Below are 307 nucleotides of genomic sequence, written 5' to 3'. Positions count from 1 at the left end.
ATAGCTTATCTGAAATCGAGAAGTCCGTTGATACTGTTTCTGGGTTTGAGTTAATAATGATTGCTTCATAGCCCGCTTCTTGGATTGCCCATACAGAGTGCACTGTTGCGTAGTCGAACTCTACCCCTTGACCGATACGGATTGGACCCGAACCTAATACAATCACGGATGGTTTATCAGATTTGATGGATTCGTTTTCTTCCTCATAAGTACCGTAGAAATATGGTGTTTCAGATTCAAACTCTGCTGCACATGTATCAACCATTTTGTAGACCGGGATAATGCCGTTTTCTTTACGGTACGCATA

The 307-nt window shown here is 42.0% G+C and carries 1 protein-coding gene; it reads right to left on the bottom strand.

The annotated features are described in order from the left end of the window. The coding region (locus SB660_RS19680) for a carbamoyl phosphate synthase preATP-grasp domain-containing protein (protein WP_410583945.1) at nt 1-307 on the bottom strand (307 nt) is incomplete at both ends.

The organism is Bacillus sp. SIMBA_005, from assembly GCF_046535585.1.
Taxonomy (GTDB): domain Bacteria; phylum Bacillota; class Bacilli; order Bacillales; family Bacillaceae; genus Bacillus; species Bacillus pumilus.
Note: the sequence above shows the minus strand (reverse complement) of the source record. Positions and strands in the feature narration are given on the sequence as shown.